Below are 16,413 nucleotides of genomic sequence, written 5' to 3' on the forward strand. Positions count from 1 at the left end.
ATATTAGGAAACTGGGGTCTTTTTAATTAGTTAATAAACTTTTCTTTTTCCTGCCAGTATTCTTTGCGAAGATGTACTTTTTGGATTTTGCCAGAGGCTGTTTTTGGTAATTCAGTCTTAAAGACAATCTTTGTAGGTGCTTTAAAATGTGCCAAACGACTGCGAGAAAATGCAATTAATTCTTCTTCTGTTACATCAAAGCCATCGCGTTTGACCACAATTGCCTGTGGCGTTTCTCCCCATTTCTCATGAGGTATAGAAATAACCGCAACCTCTAAAACGGCGGGATGGTCGTACAGTGCGCTTTCAACCTCAATCGAAGAGATATTTTCACCGCCACTGATAATGATATCCTTCTTCCGGTCTGCTATTTCAATATTTCCTTGTACGTCTACAATCGCCATATCGCCTGTATGATAATAGCCATTGCGAATGACTTCGTCCGTGCCTTCTTTATTGTTTAAGTATCCTTCCATAACAGTGTTACTGCGTACGATGACTTCTCCAATTTCTTTTCCGTCTTGAGCAACGTCTTCCCCAAATTCATTAACAACGCGTACGTCGGCTCCAATAAATTCATAACCAGCTTTTGCTTTAAGACGATATTTTTCACTTTGGGAAATATCACTCTGTGTATCTCGTATGATTGAGGTTGTAATCAGTGGCGCAGCTTCTGTCATGCCATACACTTGGATAAACTCCCACTGTAGCTCTTCTTCTACCCGTTTAACAAACGCTGGTGGAGGCGCCGAGCCGGCGATCACAATTCGTACATCTTGGTCCTGGTGTGCTACTTCATTGGAGGCAGCATATTGTAATAATGTATTTAAAACAGTTGGTGCCATATGCATAACGGTTACTTTATAGGTATCTATTTTTCTGAAAATCTCATCAGGCTTGACCCTTCGTAAGCAAACCTGTGTAGCACCGTTCGCTGTATAATAAAAAGGTGAGCCCCAGCCATTTACATGAAACATGGGTAAAATATGTAGTAATGTATCACGGTCAGATACACGAAGATGATGCATGGTTGTTAACGCATGGAGGTAATTACTGCGATGTGAAAGCATAACACCCTTTGGCTTTCCAGTTGTTCCACTTGTATATAATAGTGTCGCAATGTCTTGCTCATCCATCTCTGGACGTTCAATTGCTGTTTTTTCAAAACGTGCCAGCCATTCCTCATAAGGAACAGACCATTCTGTGTCACCCTTTTGTCCATGGACAATGATCTTTTCAACCGTTTTTAGTTTATCCCGAATCGGTTCAATGTTTCCGATTAGCTCATGGTCGACAAACAATATTTTTGTTTCACTGTGATTTAATATATACTCGTAATCCGTTGGAATCAGTCTTGTGTTTAAAGGAACAATGATGGCTCCAATTTGAAATACACCATAAAAGCCCTCAAACATTTCAGAGGTATTCGGAGCTAAGTACGCGACGCGGTCTCCTTTTTCCACACCAAGATGCCTTAATCCACGTGAAAGTTGGTTCACCCTTTCGTTTACTTCTGCATACGTAAAGCTTTTGTCGTCATCAATTAACGCCGTTTTTGCACCATACAGTTTGACAGCTCGATCTAAGAATTGTGATAAAAGCAAAGGCACGTACAAATTGTTCTCCCCCTTTAGTAAGTTAAATCGAAGCGTGTATACGTTTTCATTATAATGAATATTTCCAAAGTTTTCAAACTATTTCAAATGAAAAAACCTATACTCTAAAGGAAAATTTCCTTTAAAAAGTATAGGTTTAGTGACAACTCAAAATCCGATTCTAGACCAATCAAATAATGACCCAGGATCAGTTTTTCTTCCCGGAGCATATTCATCATGGCCAATGATATGGCGTCTGTCATGTAAAATCGTTGGATTTCTTTTTAAAATGTTATGTACTAATCTGTTAAGCGATTGATATTGAGCATCCGTATATCCAGCCAAAGATGTATTGATTTGATTATAGGTGTCTTCTGGTATAATTGCTGTCATTTCCTCTTTTGTTCCCATCGCAATAAGTTCGATGCCTATTGAGTACTCATTCATTTTATTTTCATACTCTGGAAAATCAATCAAACTTCCTTTTCCAGCATGATAAGCAACCCTGTTCTCAGGGACTAAACTGTAGATCTCTCCATTTCGATCAATTAAATAATGAACGGAAACATTATATTCCTCAAAAAGGGAGTAGACATCATCTACATTATAAGGGTCTTCGGGCTTGAGCGCGGCATTGCTAATAAAATGAATCATAAGATGCGTGATTTGTTTTGTACGATTCTCTGAATAATCAAGCGGTAATGATTTATTTGTTGTAGCAATGATTTCTTCTGAATCCACCTTTACCTCCGTATTTTCGATTTTTACTTCCTTCGCGTGTGCTGAACACCCTGAAAAAAGGATGATGATTAAAAGTCCAATGCTAAAAGTTTTCCATTTCATTTTCCGAATCTCCTGTATGATCTTAGATCCTAGTTTTTGTAGGACATTCCACCTATGTCGTAATAAGTAATCTGCCACATATATTATACATAGGATACCCTAAGATGTCAGTCTAAAGTAGGAGATTATAATTCGAATTCCCATTCATCCTTCAAAATTAAGTATAGGACCAATAGCTCATTTTCTAATTGTTCATATGTTTTTCCAGCTATTTCGATTCCTGCCTTTGGTAGCAAAATGTCTGCAATTTGTTTTGTTCTTCTATCTTTTACATCATCCTTCAATTGTAAAAAACGATTGCAATATGTTTGTAACAGCTTCCATTCCTTATTTCCAAATGATTTCAATGCCCATTGATCAACTGCAAGAGAATTCTTTGTAAGTCCCCTTTTCCAAATCTCTTTATCAAGTGGACTTTGTTTTTTATGATTTTTAGCTCTTCTTTCGTGAATAACGATTGTACCGGCAACTAAATCGCCAATACGCTTATGTTTTGAATGAAAGAAAACCATTATGATTCCTACAAAATAGGCCGCTGGCATGGAATCAATGATGCGAAGAAAATTACGAATAAAGCTTGATAGCAATGTAATGCTATGCCCATTTTCTTGGATAACTCGGATTCCTACGACTTTTTTTCCAATCGTCTTCCCTCCTGCAAAAAATTCAAGCAAAAAGAAATAACCCCAGTTTAAGATAAATAAAAGAATGATAGTAATGGCGATCGGTCCAGAAGAAAAGCTTTCTCCGAGCAACCAAAGATCGGTGCTTCCATGTAAAATAAGTAATAGAGTAAGTAAAACAAGAAGACTTGCTGTTGATAATATTAATGTATCTAGAAAAAAAGCTGCAGCTCGGCTACCTACCCCTGCTAACTGAAATTGGATGGAAACAAACTCGGGTGTTTTTATATTGGTCTGTTCTTGATTCAAAAAGAATCCCCCTTTTCTAGGTAGTTTTTTACATATGATGTTTCTATTTTTCTCTAAAATTACTATAATAAGGATATTGCTATTTCAAGAGGTGATTACATATTGAACATGAAGCAATTTGTCAATCAGCATCGTGATGAATGGAAGCAGCTTGAGCAATTGATTTCCATCTTACATAAGCGTCGAAAATCGCGTAGCAGTACCGATATTAATGAGTTTCATAGACTTTATCAAAAGTGTGCCGGGCATCTATCGTATAGCCAGACCTATTTTCCAAATGAGGAGAATACGCCTTATTTAAATGGTCTTGTCTCTAAAGCTCATAATCTCCTTTACAAAGACCAAGTATCCAGTTTTCAACAGATTCGTTATTTTTTCAGCACGAAATTTATTGGACTATTACTCGAACAATGGAAATTTGCTGTAGCTGCTTTTATATTATTTACTTTAGGTGGTGTAGGAAGCTTTTTTTCAGTTCAACTGGATCCCCTTCATATGTTTTCCATATTGCCCGCAGAAATAGCCCAAGGAGTTGATCCAGACTATTTAGGAAGTGCAGATGGTGAAGTGGATTCATCCCTTATGTCCGCAAGTATTATGACAAATAATATTCAAGTTGCTATCCTTGCGTTTGCCAGTGGAATCACCTTTGGTCTCTTAACCGTCTATATTTTAATCTACAATGGCATCATCGTTGGTGCATTGGCTGGATTATATTGGCATTACGGGAAAACGTATGATTTTTGGGCATATATCGTCCCTCATGGAATGATTGAGCTTACAGCTATTTTTATAGCAGGTGGTGCTGGGTTGTTAATGGGCTATAAATTGCTCGTTCCTGGCCAATATACAAGAGGCTATCAGCTCAAGTATCAGGCAAAACGCTCTGTGCAATTGCTGTTAGGTACGATTCCTTTATTTATAATAGCTGGTATTATTGAAGGTTTTATCACACCTGCTGCGATTTCACTTGAAGCTAAATATGCTGTTGCAATCATTACGGTGATTGGATTGATTCTTTACGCTGTAACAGGAAAACTCTTTTTACTAAAAAAAGAAGCTACAGCAAGTTCCGATTCATGATATTGATATAGTAGGAAACAGCAGTAACTGCTAATTTATCCTCATCGGCCTCAACCATCATGAGGCCTTGTTTTTCCCATTTTTGTTTCTCCTTCTTTTTCACAAGCATCTGTTGCTGTGCCATGCTTTTTAGCATGGCTGTTTGAACAGTTGTTGGCTTTTCATCAATTCTTTTGTTTAATGTGGCATCCCGGATACCGATCAATAGGAAATAATGCCTTTGTCTAAGTTTTCTTAAATAAATTAACATGCTTTCTTCCCTTAAAAATGTATGAACATCACTAAACAACAAGAGAAGACTTCGCTTTTTCTGCATCGTTTCCAAATAAGATAAAACGGCCCCATAATTGGATTCTGCAGCATCTACTTTTAAATTATATATTGCATTCAAAATGGTTTGGAGATGTGCCATCCCTTTTCCGGCTGGGACAAAAACCTTTACATCTGTTGAAAAAGCTAAAAAAGAAACATAGTCCCCATTTTGTAGTGCTGCTGTTGCAACTGTAATAGCGGATTCCATCGCCTTCTCAAGTCGATTTACCTTCTCTAGCTCAGCACCCATCATTCTCCCACAATCTATTAATATCGTAATATACTTCCCATGCTCTGGTTCATATTCATTCGTCATCACTTCATGGAGCTTAGCGGTTTGCCTCCAATTGATTGTTCGGGGGTCATCACCTATGACATAACTTCGTATTTTTGAAAACTCACCAGCACCTGTCTGTTGTTTTCGGATTTTTACACCTTCATATAATAAAAATTTCTGAGCATTTTCAAGATATTGCCTTGTTTCGGATAAATCTGGTATAACCCTTACTTCGTTACTAATTGTGAATGTGAGTTGTTTTTCCCATAAGCCTAGGATGCTTTTGTAGCGGAAATATATTTTGTTCATTTGATAATCGCCGCGCTCCATAGCTCGTGTAACATATGTGATTCGGGAAGTCGTTTCACCTGATATCCATCCACTGATCGGAAAAGGCTGAGTAAAGGAAACGGGAATGCCGTCTATTAATCGGTATGATAGCCCAAAAGTCGAATGGTTTGTTACTTCAATCTCGATGGTACTGGGAAGCCCACGCTCCATTTCAGCTTGTAGTTTACGTTTTGCAGAAAGCTGTTTTTTCCTCGGTGAAAATAACAAATCTATTAAGCTACATATGATAATAAAGAGATTTAACCCAATCATCAGCTCCCAAGAAAGCTTTAATGGAAGACTTAACAAAAAACCAACAGACAGGATTAGTAACAAAATAATCAATCGTTTTGTAGGTAGGATGCCTCTATCTAGGAACAGGAACCGATCCCACAAGCTCTTCAATGATCTCGTCAATGGTGATTCCCTCCAATTCTGCATGTGGAGATAGCTGAATTCGGTGCCTTAGTGCGGGTTTTGAGACCATTTTTACATCATCAGGAGTCACATAATCTCTTCCCGCTAAATATGCCCAAGACTGTGCAGCTTTTCCGATTGAAATTGCTGCTCTGGTACTCGCACCAAATTGAATCGTTTCGGATTCTCTTGTTTTCCGAACAATCTCGATTATGTAATTTAATACGCCTTCACCTAAGGTCACTTTTTCAATTTCCTGTCGAATCGATACAAATGTTTGAAGGTCAAGGACATTTTGAGTATCGTATTGAATGAAACTTTGTTCGATTACTTGCTTCACAATATTTTTTTCTTCCTCGGAAGCTGGAAAATTAATATGTAGTTTAAATAAAAAGCGATCCTGTTGGGCTTCTGGCAAACGATAGGTACCTTCAAATTCAATTGGGTTTTGGGTGGCAACAACGAAGAAAACGTCTGGTAGCGGATACGTTTCGCCCTGTATGGTTACTTGTTTTTCTTCCATTGCCTCTAATAGTGCTGCTTGTGTTTTTGCAGGCGTACGGTTAATTTCATCGGCTAAAAGGATATTTGTGAAAACAGGCCCTTTTAATGTTTCAAAGCTGCCTTCCTTCATGTTGTAAATCATACTACCTGTAATATCACTTGGTAAAAGGTCGGGTGTAAACTGAATACGTGTAAAATCACCACCAAGTAAGGTTGCAAGTGTGCGCACCATTTGTGTCTTCCCAGTTCCGGGTACACCTTCAATTAAGACATGGCCTCCAGCTAAAATGGCAGATAATAAAAGTCGTAAATTTGTATTTTGGCCTAAAATTCGTTGCTCGTATTTCTCAAGTAAGGATGTCAGTTCTGGTCTCATCCTTTCTCCACCTCATTTCGTAATTCATCTAAGTTTTTTGACCAAATTAAATAATCTTGTTTGGTTAGTTTTTTATTTTCTAAGATTTTTGTGAGATTCTGTAGATACTGCTTTACTTCGTTTTCTTTTTTACCTGACCATCGATGTGCAAGCTTCGTCCAAAGGTCTGCCCAGTCCCGATGAGAAGGAATCCCCCATTTTTCCTGAATCAGCTGTTTCACATAATCTGCTTGAATGTTTAACGATTCATGATAGTACCTGCCTCTTATATACCATGCGCTTAGAGCACGAATACCTTCATCACTAAAACGAACATTTTCTTCGCGGGGTACAATAACCTGCCCAAACCGTTTTCCTCTGTTCCAAAGCCAAAGTAGGACGATTAATCCACCCTGTAAAAGCAATACTAAAAACCAGCTCGGGTACAATGTTGTCAAATTAGAAGCATTTTTGGGACCATGAACATATTCATCAAAGTAATAAATCGACGCCTCTTTATCCTCAATTAACGATAATACAAGTGGGATGTGATCGTAGTCTGATAGATTGCCATTTAACATCCACTCTGGTGTAATAGTTGTAATCAATTCACCGTCTCCGATTTTTTGGCTTGTTGCAATTACACCTGCTTCATCCTCAAAAAGCACCTTTTCTTTATCGCTTGGAATAATTCGGGTTGTAGCCTGAAAAAACGCATCAAATTCTACTCCGTTTTTATCCCTGATGGTAACCGCCTCATCAAGAAAAGGGTCAATATCAGCTGGAAGGGTCTTCATATCAAACATTCCTCTTGGATTTTCCTTAAACAAGATCATCTTGTTTCCAGCCCTTATAAAATTCAAATAACCTTCTACCTCTTCTTGTTCTGGTGTGAAATAAGGTTCTACCATAATCAGAATTTGATTCTCATCCTGTTTGGTGAGAAGATTTGGAGAATGTGACCATCTTTTTACGGAACTTTCATCTTTTAAATATGTATAGATTGCCTTTACGCCGGTTGGAGAAGGTGAATCAGACACATAATTTGGATACGCTTTTGGGTTATAGGATTCAATAAAGAAAGTTAGAAAGAGTAGGAGCCCAATAAGCCCAATTAAGGGAATCCATACTTTAGTTTTGCGCATGATTGTTCTCCCCTCCTCCTTTTACATCTAGCCAGATTAAGGCTTTTTCCCGAAATTGACTGTACTCCGCTCTATCAATCTCATATTCTCCATAAGTAACTTCATCAAAGACGAGTGCTAAATCATAAAACTGAACGGCCCACGATTGATTTACTTTGCGTAGTTCATCATAATACTCCCAATTTGTTTTCCACACTCTTGCCTCAAGCCATTCTTTCTCATGAAAAAAAAGGAGCAGTGCCAAAAACAAATGGCGCGTTGCAGGTGAAAAATGTTCATTTTCTTCATGCTTGATCGCTTCACGTAAATGCTTTTGATAGGTCCAGTTTAATTCCTCAACTGAATGAAGAGGTTTATGTTTATTAAACTTTGACTTTCTAGTTTGATTTCGAACAAGTAAAAAGACCGCTATTCCTACTAATAAAATGGCTGCAAGAATGACCAGGATTAGAACAACATCTGCAGCACCACTGCCCGATTCTATTGCAGGGAACAAATTTTCTAGTAGATCGGCCAGCCATTCTTTTACTTTATTCCACCATTCCTGAAACACATTCCTGGTCTCGTCATAGTATATCCGGTATTCTTTTTCATTTAATATTTCATCGATCCGATCTCTTGCATCATTTATTTGTGCCATTGTTGATCACCACTTATCTAGGTTCATTGAAATCTTCAATCATTTCATCTAAGTCCTCTGCATCATGTCTAACCCTTGCATCAAGGTACATTACACCATATCCTACGGCAAACAGTAAGGTCGTAAAAATGGTTGTTAAGTTAACAATTAAAGTCAATAGAACACTGTTGCCCATAAAGATTCCGAAAGTTGCTTCAACAGCAAAGCTAATCGCACTGATAATTAAAAAGAAAACAACATATAGACAAAAAAGGACCCAACCACGTTTCTTTGATAAATGCCAACTCCTAGAAAATCCAGGAGATTCATAGTCTAATACCACAGAACCAAAATAAAAGCCCCACCGTGTAAGTAGATAACCAATCCCAACGAACAGACCTAAGCCTAAAGCAATTGCAAACAGAATCCCGATAATAGGTATGGCAATGGCACCAAAGATACCAATTGGCACTAAGATCATAACGGCTACAAAGAAGAAACCAAATACAATTAGACCAAACAAAATGTTACTTCCGAGCATTGCCCAAAAACGTGTAAATGCCTTTTTTATAACCGAACCTACTGTATATTCTTCGTTTTTACGAATATGATTTAATGCTATTAGTATTGCAGCCTCAGCAATAGGAAATAAAACCACACCTACTAAACCGACAAACATGGTTCCTAATGCTCCTCCAAATCCAATCTCCTCGGCTACTACTGTTTCATCAAAGCTATTTAGCACTTGAGTAAACCAATCATCCCCAGGACCAACTTCTCTAAAAAAGCTTGTTCCCGAAGCTAATAAGATAAGCGCCTCGAGTATGTATACAGGTCCCATGAAAATAAGTAAGATTGTAAAAAAGTCACGAAAGCGATTTTTACTCAAACTAAATGTAAGATCCAGAATTTCCCCAAATCCCTTTGGTCGTGAAAATTTTGTGTTCAAGCTGCCTTCCCCCTATTTTGTGTTGAAAAAGATTGTATGCTAATAACGCCTATTTTAACATTATTCTGGAAATTATTCTCTACAAATTTAGAAATAATTTCTAATTTAGGTATGAGGAAATAGAAAGACCTGACCCCTATAGGAATCAGGTTATAAAAGTGTTTAGTATTCTTATTTTTATGATTTAATTGCCCCTGTAATCTCATAGAGACTCAGGTTGATTTCAAGGGTTTTTCCCATGGCAAGCTTCGCTAATTCGCCACCTAAAAATGGGCCAACTGTTAATCCTGAAGCACCGAGTCCATTAGCGGCATAAAGATTCTCGAAGCCAGGGATACCACCAATCACTGGTAGGAAGTCTGGTGTGAACGGCCGATAGCCAACTCTGGTTTCTGATACCGTTCCCTCCGACAACCCAGGAGCAATATGTAAAGCTTTATCGAAAATTTCATGAAGTCCCCCTGCGGTTACTCTGTAGTCCAGTCCCTTATCATTTTCATGTGTTGCACCGACAACCACTCTCCCCCCATCAAATGCTAAGATATATTGATCATTTGGTGGCATAACAACTGGCCAATTGTCTGTGTTTGAATCTTCAAGACCTAAATGAACGATTTGAGCTTTCTGTGAGGAAACTAGAAAATCAATACCGAGAGGCTGAAGTAACTCATTTGCCCAAACTCCTGCTGTTACAATAATCTTATCAGCCTCAATTATTTGATTTTCTATTTTTACACCGGTTACGTGTTTATCCTTTTTTACGAGACTCGCACTTCCATTTCGTTCAATTGCACCATAATGTTTGGCAGCACGAATCAATGCATTTCGAAGCTCCCGTCCATTCACTCTGGCAGCCCCACTTACGTGTACAGCTGAAAATTCTTCAGATAACGGTGGAAACAATTCGGTTGTCTCTGTGGAACTTAAACGTGTAATTTCTCCAATTTCCGGAGCATCTTTCCGACGGGTATGCGCCCGCTCTTCCATTTTATCTAGTTTGTTTTCATCAAAATGAAGACTAATCGCTCCTACCTTTTTATAACCAGTATCAGTTTCACCTAATGCTTCAAGCTCGCTTATTAATGTTGAGTAATATTTTGCGCCTGCTTTTGCTAAACCGTACCATGCTTTATTTCGACGTTGAGAAAGCCATGGACAGACAATTCCCGCCGCAGCATCAGTTGCTTGACCTTGATCCTTGCGGTCGACAATGATTACTTTTTTACCCGCTTTTGCCAGATGATAAGCAGTTGACGAACCAAGTATCCCTGCTCCAATAACAAGATATGATGTCATTGTTCAAATTCCCCTTCTATACTCTAGATGTGATTTATTTTACTAAAAATCTGCTTAAGAAACATCTTTTTGTCGAAATTTGTATATTATTCTTATTTTTACCTATGATATAGATAACGCTGTAAAATATAGGAAAAAAGAATATTGTATAAAACAGCGGAAATAAGTACCGAAAGGAGGCTTACAATTGGCTAAAAAGAAAAATAACCAGACTCAAACAGGAGCAAATAGTATGGACACGGAATTTGGCGCAGAGCAAGGCTTAAGTAAAAAGGCAAGGAAGAAAGCTGCACGCGAAAATAAGAAAAACAAATAAATAACATACTTTATATTTAGTAATATAACGTACATTCGGCAAATTTTCGTACCGGTACATATTTGACCTGTTCCTAAGCTAGTAGTTAATTGGAACGGGTTTTTTCTTTTTTAGTTGGTTATTGGACAACTGTATTTACCCGTATACTTGTTTTGAGGGGGAGATATACAGTGAAGCAACTAGAAATTCAAATGATTTTATTTGTCGGAGCAACTTTAGCTCATGAATATTGGCTACATTGGGGACTGCCAAGGGTCTATTATTGGGATGTTAGACACTCTCATCTGGAAAAAATAGAAGATGACTCAGATGAAAAAATTGCATAGAAACAGGGATAACTTTGTTACCCCTATTGCTGGCTGCTCGTTTCACAAGGATTCCAGGCTTCGGTTAATATGTCTCTAAAAAGTTGATTTAGGTGGCCAGTTGGATTAAGGGTACTTGGTTTTAATCTTGAATTGTAGAGTTCTAGGTGATCAATTTCCTGTTCAATAAACTTGTTTAGTTCGGATAATTGATTTACTAATTTTTGAACAGAAGTTTTAGCTTTAATAAGTTTCTCAATATCCTTTTTTAACTCTTCCTCTTTTATCGCTTCAGCAACAAGTTTATTCAAATCAAGACTAACCATTTTGTTATGCTTTTCAATAGATTTTGCCATCAACAATGGCCGAATCACATTGATATACGTTTTAACATTTGCCCCCTTTTCTTGAATGGTTTTAAAATTTCCTTTTGCCATTTTTACATAGTGGTACATGCTAGGAATAGGTGAAAAAACGGTAGGTTCTAATTGTTGAATTCTCTCAAAGAAAGAATATGCTTGGAAATAAGTGATGTTCGAGTGCAACCATTCCAGAATCGCTGGATTAGATTTACGAAATAGCCGAAGTGCCTTTGTAAGTTCCCAACCACTCATATCGACTAATGGATGGACAGAGATGCCGACTTTATCATGTTTTGGAATTTCAAGAACATCTCGCTTCTGATCAATTGAAAGGTACCAATCGGGATGATGGATATAAATAAAACGAACATCATAATCACTTTCTTCGGATGAAATGCCCCAAGTCCTGCTTCCAGCTTCACAAGCGTAAAGAATTTTAACGTTGTATTCTTTTTCGATTTGATTAAGAATCTCCACAATATGTTCTTTCAATATTACTCCCCTCCTTACATTAGAAAAGGAGATGCTTTTGTCATTTCCCTTTAGTAAGTAGTATTCTCAATATACGTGGACATAAAACTGATCATCGCATGCCCTACAAGCTTTAAATGTGGTTAATCCCGAGACCAATTGTTTCGTGTTCAAGTCCCTTAATTGGCGCACCAATTGTTCCGTAAAAAGCAACGGCTATCCATTCTCCCTCTTCCTCATTGGTATAAGGAGCACCTCGGACAATGGCAAATCGTAGACCGACTGTTCGACTGATTTCACCTATTGCCGTTTGCCCTCTTGTCACACCTTCGATTCCTTCAATAATCGCATGATACAACGCATGTGTTTCACGATACTGTGACTCATGTATAAGGCCATGACGCTTCGCAGCTGTTTCTACAGCAGCAATTACCTTCTGCATGTTCATCGATCCGACTTTTCCTTGGCAGTAATTAACATCCTTCAACGTAAATGATAAAGTTTCCATCTCGTTTTCCGTTAATGTTGCTAAAAGTACAGCAATCTTTCCAATTGCTATTTTTTGAGTCATAACTAAAAACCTCTAATTTCTGAATTTTCTTGTTATCTATTATCTTATTAAGATTGTAAACTTGAGTTAAATCGATTGTCAATGGATTTGGGGAATTTTAGTATAGTAGTATAGTAGTAATCTACCTTAATAAAGTATGGAGAAATTGGAAAAACCCATTTGAGAATGGGTTTACTAGTATTTTTCAAAAACGACTTTTCCTTTGATTACGTATTTATCATGCTGATTGTATGCAGCAACATCAAAGGTTAACACGTTTTCATTAATTTCTTTTAATGTAGCTTTTAACGTTATCACATCGTTCAAAAACACCATATTCCGAAAACGGATGGAATAGGTTTGAATATAGCCTTCCTCATAATAAGGTGTAAATAGTTTAGCTAGATTTCCCATAGTCCACATACCATGCGCAATTACTCCTGGTAATCCAGCTTTATGTGCTTCATCATCTATAGTATGGATTGGATTGTAATCGTTGGAAGCACCAGAATATTTTATTAGGTCCATTCTAGAAACTGGCGGGAGTTGGAGATTTTGTAGTGAATCACCAATTTGAATATTTAGTAACGAATTCATGCCAACATCTCCTTTCTAACCGCCTCCGTGATAATAATGACTAACTTAGATGAAAAAATAAGCCCGCCCTTTTCATCTTCTCCATTTTCACTAATTGTTAGAAACCCCATTGATCCTGTAGAACCTTTTTTCTCTACGTAGTTTTCGACCTTTGAATAGCAAAATATCACTTCGCCAACATGTATTGGTCTTTCATACTTGAATATTTGTTCACCATGGATAAGCCCTTTTTCCGGTAAAACAAGCCCTTCAATACTTCCAAAATCTAAAACTCTAGGAAATGTTGGTAGCGCAATATTTGATTTATATCTGGAAGCCTGCCCATACTCTTCATCAATGAAAATAGGATGGGCATCACCAATGGCCTCAGCAAATTTTTTGACCGCTCCTCTTTCAATAACATTTTTCACTTTTACTGATTGCTTACCGATAAAATCTTTTAGCACCTACAACACTCCTTTAGTCAATTGGTTAAGTGAATTGAGAAAAACAATTATTATTACATTGTTTTTTTATCATTTAGCCTATCTTCATTTTATTTTGAAAGTTCAGGTAATACAAGAGCTATTAATAAAGCCACACAGTATAAAACCGTGTGGCTTTCTATTGTATCACTCAAATCCAGTTGTCATTTCATCAGGATGTGATCCGATTCGGTCATTCTTGTTGAGTGCGCTTATTTTTTCCATATCTTCATGTGAAAGTTCAAAATCAAAAACATCTGCATTTTCTTGAATGCGGTGCTCTTTTATTGATTTAGGAATGGTAACAACACCGTTTTGTAGGTCCCAGCGTAAAATGACCTGTGCTACTGACTTATTGTGTTTTTGACTGATTTCTAACAATGTTGGGTCGTTCAGTAATTCTCCTCGTTTGAGTGGAGACCATGCTTCTAACTGAATGCCTTGCTTTTTACAGAATTCATGCAATTCTGTTTGTGTCAAATGTGGATGGTATTCAACTTGGTTTACCATTGGCGTAATCTCTGAATTTTTTATGAGATTTTCAAGATGATGAACTTGGAAGTTGCTAACACCAATTGCACGTACACGCCCTTCTTTATACAGCTTTTCTAAGGCATGCCATGTTTCAATATACTTGTCTTTTCCTGGCCAGTGAATCAAGTATAAGTCTAAGTAGTCTAGACCTAATTTTTGTAGGCTTGTTTCGTAAGCTTGTAGTGTAGATTCATAACCTTGGTCGCTGTTCCAGACTTTTGATGTAACAAATAATTCTTCCCTGTTAATACCAGATTCGCGTATTGCTTGTCCAACACCTTCTTCATTTCTATAAACAGCAGCAGTGTCTATGCTTTTATAACCATGTTTGATTGCCCATTTGACAGAATCAATAACCTCTTGACCTTCTTGTACCTTAAAAACCCCTAGGCCAAACCATGGCATTTTCACACCGTTATGTAATGTAGTTGTATCCTGAAGACTTTTAACCATAATGCTCCTCCTCGTTTGAGAAAAATTTACCATTTACAGTTTCTCACACGTTAAATAATTTTTCAAATGTGAAGGCTGTTTAAAATAGAAAAAATTGAAAGTCTGGCTTATTTTGGAATAAAGTATTTCGTTAGTTTTTGTGCAGATATGGTGGAGAAAACTAGAAGTAAAAATTAGAATGTGATATTTCACCACAGGACCTCACATTTTTGGTTTTTGGAAAATAAGTAGCTAATAATGATTGCTAACGCAAAAAATATTGTAAAAATACAGATTGTTTTGTAAAATATTGCTGAAAGGAAGTGGTAGATTGATTATTAAAGCTCGCGGTGAAAATACTGAGTTGGATTTATTTCGTTCTTTACGAATCCGCAAGAAGTTAGAAGAAAAAGACGAAAATTACTACATGTATCTTGAAAAAGGATGGCTCGGTGAAAAACAGTTTGACGAATTGCTTTTAGGCCTCACAAATGATCACCTCATTTTAAACAATCTTCTCCTTGAAGTGAACAACACTCTATTTCAAATCGACTCCCTACTAATCTCTCAAAACAGAATAAATATCTTTGAAGTAAAGAACTTCGAAGGTGATATTTACATTGACGGTGACCACTGGTACTTACTTTCCGGAAAAGAGATTAAAAACCCGCTTACCCAGGTCTCCCGCAGTGAATCTTTGTTTCGGCAGCTATTGCAAGAGCTAAGGTTTCATTTGACAGTCGAATCAGAGGTTGTCTTTATCAACCCTGAGTTTTATCTTTATCAAGCACCTGTTAAAGGCCCATTTGTATTTCATGCCCAACTTGGCCGCTTTCTGAAAAAAATAGATCATTTAGCTACTGTGGAAATAACCGGGGGACATTTGCGATTAGCGGAAAAATTGGTTTCATTACATATTAAGGACTCCCCGTATAAGCGGTTACCTGTATACAATTATGAGGAATTAGAGAAGGGGATTGTTTGTAAGCGTGGATGCTCATTTATGGATGTCGCTAATCCAAATTATCTAGTGTGCCCAAGCTGTGGGCAGCTGGAACCTAAGGAATCAGCGGTACTACGAAGTGTGATTGAGCTTAGCTTGCTTTTTCCTGAAAGGAAGATTACGACTAAACAGGTTATAGAATGGTGTGGGGGTATTATTACCTCTAGAATTACAATTAGAAAATATTTGTTTAAGAAATATAAGCTTGTTACCACAGGTAGATCATCATATTTTGTATGTAAGGATGATAACTAAGCTACATTTTTTTGCGGTATAGCATTTATCGTTTAATGGCATGTTCCTATACCAATTAGCACGTATGCGGTATAGCATTTATCGTTATACAGCATGATGCTATACCGATTAGCACGTATGCGGTATAGTAATTATCGTTTTACAACATGACGCTATACCGATTAGCTCGTTTGAGGTATAGCATTTATCGTTTAACGGCATGATGCTATACCGATTAGCACGTTTGCGGTATAGCATTTATCGTTTTACGGTATGATGCTATTCTGATTAGCACGTATGCGGTATAGCATTTATCGTTATACAGCATGCTGCTATACCGATTAGTACGTTTGCGGTATAGCATTTATCGTTTTCCAACATGCTGCTATACCGATTAGCTCGCTTGCGGTATCGCATTTATCGTTTTCCAACATGCTGCTATACCGATTAGCTCGTTTGCGATATAGCATTTATCGTTTTACGTCCTG

The 16,413-nt window shown here is 37.4% G+C and carries 18 protein-coding genes; 4 read left to right on the plus strand and 14 right to left on the minus strand.

Translation table 11 applies throughout. The features are described 5' to 3' along the window. Positions 1–26: 26 nt before the first annotated feature. From CKJ95_RS08285 to CKJ95_RS08295, 3 genes are all read right to left on the minus strand, one after another. Entirely contained in the window at positions 27–1,616 is a 1,590-nt protein-coding gene (locus CKJ95_RS08285) for a long-chain-fatty-acid--CoA ligase (RefSeq protein ID WP_099352940.1), read from the minus strand. Positions 1,617–1,763: 147 nt separating this feature from the next. Beyond that, positions 1,764–2,438 (minus strand): N-acetylmuramoyl-L-alanine amidase, encoded by a 675-nt coding sequence (locus CKJ95_RS08290; protein WP_099352941.1) that lies wholly within the window; start codon positions 2,436–2,438, stop codon positions 1,764–1,766. Between the two features lie 125 nt (positions 2,439–2,563). Then, positions 2,564–3,370 carry an RDD family protein gene (locus CKJ95_RS08295; protein WP_099352942.1) on the minus strand — a complete coding sequence of 269 codons (807 nt, stop codon included), beginning with the start codon at positions 3,368–3,370 and terminating at the stop codon, positions 2,564–2,566. Positions 3,371–3,472: 102 nt separating this feature from the next. On the opposite strand from CKJ95_RS08295, the gene CKJ95_RS08300 reads away from it, so the two are divergent. After that, positions 3,473–4,453: a stage II sporulation protein M gene (locus CKJ95_RS08300; RefSeq protein ID WP_099352943.1), complete on the plus strand. Its 981-nt coding sequence runs from the start codon at positions 3,473–3,475 to the stop codon at positions 4,451–4,453. Here CKJ95_RS08300 and CKJ95_RS08305 read toward each other — a convergent pair. The 6 genes from CKJ95_RS08305 to CKJ95_RS08330 all read right to left on the minus strand — a co-directional run bounded on the left by CKJ95_RS08305 (position 4,431) and on the right by CKJ95_RS08330 (position 10,657). Beyond that, the gene (locus tag CKJ95_RS08305; protein WP_099352944.1) at positions 4,431–5,789 is read right to left on the minus strand and encodes a DUF58 domain-containing protein; all 1,359 of its coding nucleotides are present in this window, start codon (positions 5,787–5,789) and stop codon (positions 4,431–4,433) included. The two genes, CKJ95_RS08300 and CKJ95_RS08305, sit on opposite strands and share 23 nt — an antisense overlap. Then, the gene (locus CKJ95_RS08310; RefSeq protein WP_099352945.1) at positions 5,740–6,669 is read right to left on the minus strand and encodes an AAA family ATPase; all 930 of its coding nucleotides are present in this window, start codon (positions 6,667–6,669) and stop codon (positions 5,740–5,742) included. The genes CKJ95_RS08305 and CKJ95_RS08310 overlap by 50 nt, the downstream gene beginning before the upstream one ends. Then, a complete protein-coding gene (locus tag CKJ95_RS08315) occupies positions 6,666–7,793 on the minus strand; it encodes a DUF4350 domain-containing protein (protein ID WP_099352946.1) in 1,128 nt (375 codons plus the stop codon). Before CKJ95_RS08315 ends, CKJ95_RS08310 begins: the two co-directional genes overlap by 4 nt. Continuing rightward, positions 7,780–8,433, minus strand: a complete 654-nt coding sequence (locus CKJ95_RS08320; RefSeq protein ID WP_099352947.1) for a DUF4129 domain-containing protein — start codon at positions 8,431–8,433, stop codon at positions 7,780–7,782. The genes CKJ95_RS08315 and CKJ95_RS08320 overlap by 14 nt, the downstream gene beginning before the upstream one ends. A 13-nt stretch (positions 8,434–8,446) precedes the next feature. After that, complete coding sequence (locus CKJ95_RS08325; protein WP_099352948.1) at positions 8,447–9,361, minus strand: hypothetical protein; 915 nt, start codon at positions 9,359–9,361, stop codon at positions 8,447–8,449. 177 nt (positions 9,362–9,538) lie between these two features. Beyond that, positions 9,539–10,657 carry an NAD(P)/FAD-dependent oxidoreductase gene (locus tag CKJ95_RS08330; protein WP_099352949.1) on the minus strand — a complete coding sequence of 373 codons (1,119 nt, stop codon included), beginning with the start codon at positions 10,655–10,657 and terminating at the stop codon, positions 9,539–9,541. 187 nt (positions 10,658–10,844) lie between these two features. Here CKJ95_RS08330 and CKJ95_RS23775 point away from each other — a divergent pair, with 187 nt between their 5' ends. Beyond that, positions 10,845–10,973 (plus strand): hypothetical protein, encoded by a 129-nt coding sequence (locus CKJ95_RS23775; RefSeq protein WP_257215737.1) that lies wholly within the window; start codon positions 10,845–10,847, stop codon positions 10,971–10,973. 170 nt (positions 10,974–11,143) lie between these two features. After that, the gene (locus CKJ95_RS23325) at positions 11,144–11,299 is read left to right on the plus strand and encodes a hypothetical protein (protein WP_180271449.1); all 156 of its coding nucleotides are present in this window, start codon (positions 11,144–11,146) and stop codon (positions 11,297–11,299) included. A gap of 23 nt (positions 11,300–11,322) precedes the next feature. Here the strand turns inward: CKJ95_RS23325 and CKJ95_RS08335 are convergent, their stop codons facing one another. The 5 genes from CKJ95_RS08335 to CKJ95_RS08355 form a co-directional block, all read right to left on the minus strand. Then, the gene (locus tag CKJ95_RS08335) at positions 11,323–12,132 is read right to left on the minus strand and encodes a nucleotidyltransferase domain-containing protein (protein ID WP_180271450.1); all 810 of its coding nucleotides are present in this window, start codon (positions 12,130–12,132) and stop codon (positions 11,323–11,325) included. Positions 12,133–12,244: 112 nt separating this feature from the next. Next, entirely contained in the window at positions 12,245–12,682 is a 438-nt protein-coding gene (gene hutP, locus CKJ95_RS08340; RefSeq protein WP_099352951.1) for a hut operon transcriptional regulator HutP, read from the minus strand. A gap of 174 nt (positions 12,683–12,856) precedes the next feature. Then, positions 12,857–13,258 (minus strand): MaoC/PaaZ C-terminal domain-containing protein, encoded by a 402-nt coding sequence (locus CKJ95_RS08345; protein ID WP_099352952.1) that lies wholly within the window; start codon positions 13,256–13,258, stop codon positions 12,857–12,859. Then, complete coding sequence (locus tag CKJ95_RS08350) at positions 13,255–13,704, minus strand: MaoC family dehydratase N-terminal domain-containing protein (RefSeq protein WP_099352953.1); 450 nt, start codon at positions 13,702–13,704, stop codon at positions 13,255–13,257. The genes CKJ95_RS08345 and CKJ95_RS08350 overlap by 4 nt, the downstream gene beginning before the upstream one ends. Positions 13,705–13,869: 165 nt before the next feature. After that, positions 13,870–14,709 carry an aldo/keto reductase gene (locus tag CKJ95_RS08355; protein WP_099352954.1) on the minus strand — a complete coding sequence of 280 codons (840 nt, stop codon included), beginning with the start codon at positions 14,707–14,709 and terminating at the stop codon, positions 13,870–13,872. A gap of 310 nt (positions 14,710–15,019) precedes the next feature. On the opposite strand from CKJ95_RS08355, the gene CKJ95_RS08360 reads away from it, so the two are divergent. Beyond that, the gene (locus tag CKJ95_RS08360; protein WP_099352955.1) at positions 15,020–15,946 is read left to right on the plus strand and encodes a nuclease-related domain-containing protein; all 927 of its coding nucleotides are present in this window, start codon (positions 15,020–15,022) and stop codon (positions 15,944–15,946) included. The last annotated feature ends 467 nt before the right edge of the window (positions 15,947–16,413 follow it).

Origin of the sequence: Fredinandcohnia onubensis, from assembly GCF_002734285.1 — a bacterium.
GTDB classification, from domain to species: Bacteria; Bacillota; Bacilli; order Bacillales; family Bacillaceae_L; genus Ferdinandcohnia; species Ferdinandcohnia onubensis_A.